The sequence below is a fragment of the uncultured Parabacteroides sp. genome (assembly GCF_905196875.1).
Classification (GTDB): Bacteria; Bacteroidota; Bacteroidia; order Bacteroidales; family Tannerellaceae; genus Parabacteroides.
In genome coordinates, this window is the sequence record NZ_CAJJWO010000067.1 from 21,660 (window position 1) to 27,659 (window position 6,000).

Sequence of the window (6,000 nt, forward strand, 5' to 3'; positions counted from 1 at the left end):
TATAAATTAAAGAGAAATACGTATGTTTGTGCTATACCCTTAACAGGGTCTAATACCTTAAATGCATACGTGATGAGCAAAGTAAAAACGTTAGATGACCTTCGGAAGATGCGCGAGTCCTTACGCACCTCCCTTGATTTACGTGAGAAAAGTAATAACCCCGAACAAATGGTTCAGATCAAGGTCGCGATGGCTACCTGCGGAATAGCGGCGGGAGCTAAGGAAGTGATGAGTTACTTTATTGAAGTACTCGATCGTGAACGTGTGGATGCACTGGTTACCCAAACCGGATGTATGGGATATTGCTATGCAGAACCCACAGTCGAAATTACTGTTCCCGGTAAAGAACCGATCGTATTCGGGCGTGTCAACAAGACAAGAGTAGACGAGATCGTTACTAATTATATCAAACAAGGTATTTTAGTAGATGATATCATACCTGTCAATTATAACTCGGTCGGTCCCGAATAACAAACCTATCCAAATACTTACATAATGGCACAATTTAGCAACTATATTCTGGTGTGCGGAGGAACAGGCTGCCGTGCATCTCAAAGCGAACTTATACTAGAAAACTTAAAGGAAGCAGTCAGGCAAAACGGTTTACATGAGAGCGTACAGGTGATCCGGACCGGTTGTTTCGGCTTCTGTGAGAAAGGTCCTGTAGTAAAGCTGATCCCGGATAATACATTTTATGTAGAAGTAAAACCGGAAGATGCGAACGATATAGTAAACGAGCATTTGGTAAAAGGCCGCAAAGTAGAACGTTTACTCTATGTTAATCCCGAGACGAACGAGCAGATACTCGACTCCAAGCATATCAACTTCTATAAGAAACAGTTACGTATAGCCTTACGCAACTGCGGTTTCATCAATCCGGAAAACATCGACGAATACATCGCCCGTGACGGTTATATCGCCCTGGGTAGAGCTCTGACGGAAATGACACCCGACGAGGTGATCAAAGAGATCATCGACAGCGGACTACGTGGCAGGGGCGGTGGTGGTTTCCCGACCGGACTCAAATGGCAGATCACCCGTAAAGTACAGGCTCCTCAGAAATACGTAGTCTGTAATGCCGACGAAGGAGACCCCGGTGCATTCATGGACCGTTCCATCCTGGAAGGCGATCCGCACTCCATCGTCGAAGCAATGGCCATCAACGGATACTGTACCGGAGCCAGCAAAGGACTGGTCTATATCCGTGCCGAGTACCCGCTAGCCGTCGAACGGTTGAGAATTGCGATCCGTCAAGCCAAAGAATACGGCCTTCTGGGAGAAAACATCTTCGGGACTGATTTCTCTTTCGATATCCAGATACGTTATGGAGCCGGAGCATTTGTCTGCGGTGAAGAGACTGCTCTGATCCACAGTATGGAAGGACTTCGCGGGGAAGCAACCGTCAAGCCGCCGTTCCCCAGTGAATGCGGATATAAAGGTTGTCCGACCAACGTTAATAATGTAGAGACCTATGCCAATATCCCCGTTATCCTATTGAAAGGAGCCAAATGGTTCAGCGGTATAGGTACGGAAAAAAGCAAAGGGACAAAGGTTTTCGCCTTGGCCGGAAAGGTCAACAATGTCGGCTTGATAGAAGTACCGATGGGAACAACCCTTCGTGAAGTTATATTCGGTATCGGCGGAGGTATTAAAGACGGAAAGAAATTCAAAGCCGTACAAACCGGCGGACCGTCGGGCGGTTGCCTGACCGAGAAGCATCTTGACTTGCCTATCGACTACGATAACCTGATAGCAGCAGGTTCAATGATGGGATCAGGCGGTATGATCGTTATGGATGAAGATGACTGCATGGTCGCTATGGCCAAGTTCTATCTCGACTTCACGGTAGAAGAATCGTGCGGTAAATGTGCTCCCTGCCGTATCGGGAATAAACGCCTGCATGAAATGCTGCAGAAGATCACGACGGGAAGAGCAACTGTTGAAGATCTCGACAAATTGCGTAATCTAGCTATGGTAATCAAGGATACTGCTCTCTGCGGACTGGGGCAAACTTCGCCTAATCCGGTTCTTTCCACTATGGATAATTTCTATGAGGAATACCTGGCGCATGTCGACGAACAGCGTTGTCCGTCTCACCAGTGCCGCGAACTGACTCAGTACTTTATCAATCCTGAGAAATGTAAAGGATGTACCATGTGTGCCCGAATATGTCCGGTACATGCTATCACCGGCAGCCGGAAAGTTCCTCACACGATCGACTCGGAAATATGTATCCGTTGCGGATCATGTATAGAGAAATGTAAGTTCGATGCTATTTACGTACACTAAAAGGCAGTTGACAATTGACAGATTAAAGATATGGAAAATATAAAACTAACGATAGATAACAGGGAAGTGGAAGTACCGAAAGGTACGACCGTTCTTGACGCTGCAAAGAGCCTTGGTATTCGTATACCGACACTTTGCCACATGAAACTCGAAGATTTGAATTATGAGAATAATCCCGGAGCCTGCCGTATCTGCGTAGTGGAGATAGAAGGCCGCCGCAATCTGGCTCCATCCTGTAAGATGGAATGTACGGAAGGAATGGTTGTCAGAACCCACACGCCCCGGGTAATGAATGCCCGCAAGACCGTAATGGAACTGATCCTGTCGAACCATCCGGCCGGATGTCTTACCTGTAGCAGTAACGGTTACTGTGAACTTCAGACGATCGCCCACGACCTGGGTATCCGCGAGATAAGATATCAGGGCGAACAATCCACCTTCGAGATCGACCGTTCGCCGTCAATCGTACGCAACATGAATAAATGCATCATGTGTCGCCGTTGCGAGACTATGTGCAACAGTATACAGACCGTCGGTGCACTGACAGCCGTCAACCGTGGTTTCAATGCCGCCGTGTCGACGGCTTTTGAACGCGACATAGCCGGCAGTACCTGTTCCTATTGCGGACAATGTGTATCTGTTTGTCCGGTAAACGCCCTGAGCGGACGTAATACGCAACAACCCGTACTCGATGCATTGGCCGATCCGACCAAGATCGTTATCGCCCAAACCGCCCCCGCAGTACGAACTGCTCTCGGACGCGACTTCGGTTGCGAACCGGGAACGCTGGTCACCGGAAAGATGGTTTCCGCCCTTCGCCAGCTAGGTTTCGATTATGTATTCGATACCGACTTCGCAGCCGACCTGACCATCATGGAAGAAGGAACGGAGCTGTTGCAACGATTGGGTAAATACCTCTCGGGCGACGAGGAAGTAAAGATACCGATGATGACAAGCTGTTGTCCCGGTTGGGTCAGTTTCGTAGAGCAGCATTTCCCTGAATTACTGGGTAACCTTTCCACTGCAAAGAGTCCGCAACAGATGTTCGGAGCCATAGCCAAAAGCTATTTCGCTGAAAAGCTGGGAGTAGACCGAAAGAATATCGTGGTCGTATCCATCATGCCTTGCCTGGCTAAGAAATACGAAGCCAGCCGTCCCGAGTTTGCCGTCGAAGGAAATCCGGACGTCGATATATCCATCTATACCCGCGAACTGGCCCGTCTGATCCGTTATGCGAATATCAACTTCAACGAGCTTCCCGACAGCGACTTCGACCATCCTCTCGGCGAGTCGACCGGTGCAGGAGTTATCTTCGGAACAACCGGAGGCGTAATAGAAGCAGCCTGCCGTACGGCTTACGAACTATATACAAAGAAGCCGTTAGAGAAAATCGAATTTAAGGAATTACGCGGTCTGGAAGGTATCCGCAGCGGAACGATCAACTTCGACGGCACGCCTGTGAAGATCGGTATCGCCCACGGCCTGGGTAATGCCCGCAAGTTGGTAGAAGAGGTGAAGAGCGGCAAATCCCCTTATCACGTTATCGAGATAATGGCCTGTCCCGGTGGCTGTATCGGAGGTGGCGGACAGCCGTTCCATCAGGGACGCATAGAAGTGCTTCGCAAACGGGCTGCCGCTCTATATAGCGAAGACGAAAGCAAGCCGCTTCGCAAAAGCCATGAAAACCCTTATATACAGCAGTTGTATAAAGACTATCTGGGTGAACCTTGCGGACCGAAAGCGCATAAGTTACTGCATACTCATTACTTCGACCGCAAAGAGGTAATCAATATGTTTTTGGAAACAGATAAAGACGAATAAGCCATGGAAAAGATACATTTGCCCCAGCCTAAAGTAAAAGAACTGCATGCCGTATGCAAAGATCACGACAACGATCCCGGTGAACTGATCAATATATTGCATGCAGCACAGGAAATATTCGGTTACCTTCCCCGTGAAGTACAGGAGATCGTTGCTGCCGAATTGCATATTCCCGTATCCCGTGTGTATGGCGTAGTTACTTTCTATTCATTCTTTACCATGACTCCGAAAGGGAAATACCCGATCTCCGTCTGTCTGGGAACTGCCTGTTATGTACGTGGAGCCGAAAAAGTACTGGATGAATTCCAGCGTCAGTTGGAGATAAAAATAGGAGAGACGACCTCCGACGGGTTGTTCTCTTTGGATTGCCTGCGTTGTGTGGGTGCCTGCGGACTGGCTCCTGTCGTAACGATAGGCGGTAAGGTATACGGAAGAATTACCCCCGAAAAAGTAAGAGATATCTTGTCGGAGTATTATATCCGGGAAGAATAAATGTTTTTGTAAAAGTGCTTTCATGGGTTCATATCACCTTTTTATGTTTTGAATATTATAGTGTAACGACATGAAGGCACTTCTTCCGGCGGGTTCATATCTGCTTTCAGCAATATGACAAATGGCAAACGGTATTGCAAATAAAACAAGTATTTGCCATGATGTAACTAGCTTATCGGTAATTGTTTATATTGAATTATGGCAAATGGCAAATAAAGTTGAAAAACTTTTGTGTATAGAAAACTAAATCCTGATAAACGACCTTTTATGGTAAAAGACAGGAGGAACTAATACGAAAGCAGTAACAAACAAAAGCCAGCCTGTACACCTTGTCGAATTAAGGTGTACAGGCTGGCTCAGTATGGTGTACACCCTAATCGATTATCCTGTACACCCTGGCAATAGTGAGTCCTGTCCTTTGATTTAGTTAGTCCAGACTTGCCTGTTAGTTTTTAGTTACTTTCGGGCTAGAACCTGCTGATGGAACCACCACCACCTGAGCGTCCTCCGCCCCAGGAACCTCCGCCACCGCCAAAGCCTCCTCCGAAACCGCCGCCTCGTCCACCGCCACCGATGATGACAGGGCCAGTACTGCGCCTCAGCCGGCTGATATTACGGTTTTTCTTTTCCGTATAGCCGCAATTCTTACATCTGTATGTCTCTTCGGCTAATCCTTCGGAGCTGTAAGTCGCTCTCTGTACAACTTGCTGACCTACATATACTAATGTCTTTTGTCCGCAACGGGGGCAGATACGCGGGCGATATTTCAGAAAAGAGACAAGGATGAAGATTCCCGCGGGAAATACGACAATCATAATGATGAACAACCACATAAAGAGGTCGTCACCCTCTGCTTGCCGGTTATGACCACCGCCTGTCATGGCGGCACGCTCATGGTCGCTCGCCATCAGGTATTCCTTTACGGCGGCAACGCCTTTCAGCATACCTGTGCTATAATCGCCGGCTTTCAGATCGGGGATCATGTATTTTTGTTGCAGGCGGTAGGTGATGGCGTCGGGAAGTACGCCTTCCAGGCCGTAGCCCGTCTCGAAAACGACAGAGCGTTGTGTCGGTTCGGTGACAAGCTGGATCAGCAAACCGTTATCTTTTCCCTTCTTTCCCAATCCCCAGTGTTGAAACAGGTCGGTTGCGAACATGCGAGCATCGTTATCGCCGATACTTTCGACGGCAACAACGGCTACTTCTATCCCCAGGCTGTCTTCGACAATCTGTAGAAGGTGGTTGATACGGTCTACATCCTGCGGCTGGATAATTCCGTCCGGGTTACTTACGTGGTTATACCGGTCGGAGAGGCGTACGTTGGGTATTGTCTCGACAATATAATCCTTTGCAGCCGAAAGATGCAAAGGAAAAAGAGACATCAGCAACAGGCCTGTA

Annotated in this window: 5 protein-coding genes; 4 read left to right on the forward strand and 1 reads right to left on the reverse strand. The window is 48.2% G+C overall.

Going from position 1 to position 6,000, the window contains the following annotated elements; all coding sequences use genetic code 11:
- Nucleotides 1-72 precede the first annotated feature (72 nt).
- From QZ076_RS17580 to QZ076_RS17595, 4 genes are read left to right on the forward strand one after another with little or no spacing between them, the layout of a single operon-like run.
- Entirely contained in the window at nt 73-471 is a 399-nt protein-coding gene (locus QZ076_RS17580; RefSeq protein WP_293715414.1) for a (2Fe-2S) ferredoxin domain-containing protein, read from the forward strand.
- A gap of 24 nt (nt 472-495) precedes the next feature.
- The gene (locus QZ076_RS17585; RefSeq protein WP_293715417.1) at nt 496-2,289 is read left to right on the forward strand and encodes an NADH-ubiquinone oxidoreductase-F iron-sulfur binding region domain-containing protein; all 1,794 of its coding nucleotides are present in this window, start codon (nt 496-498) and stop codon (nt 2,287-2,289) included.
- 30 nt (nt 2,290-2,319) lie between these two features.
- Nucleotides 2,320-4,110, forward strand: a complete 1,791-nt coding sequence (locus QZ076_RS17590) for an NADH-dependent [FeFe] hydrogenase, group A6 (RefSeq protein ID WP_293715420.1) — start codon at nt 2,320-2,322, stop codon at nt 4,108-4,110.
- Between the two features lie 3 nt (nt 4,111-4,113).
- Nucleotides 4,114-4,602 carry an NAD(P)H-dependent oxidoreductase subunit E gene (locus tag QZ076_RS17595; protein ID WP_293715423.1) on the forward strand — a complete coding sequence of 163 codons (489 nt, stop codon included), beginning with the start codon at nt 4,114-4,116 and terminating at the stop codon, nt 4,600-4,602.
- A 467-nt stretch (nt 4,603-5,069) separates the two neighbouring features.
- Here the strand turns inward: QZ076_RS17595 and QZ076_RS17600 are convergent, their stop codons facing one another.
- The gene (locus QZ076_RS17600; protein ID WP_293715426.1) at nt 5,070-5,993 is read right to left on the reverse strand and encodes a TPM domain-containing protein; all 924 of its coding nucleotides are present in this window, start codon (nt 5,991-5,993) and stop codon (nt 5,070-5,072) included.
- Nucleotides 5,994-6,000: the final 7 nt, after the last annotated feature.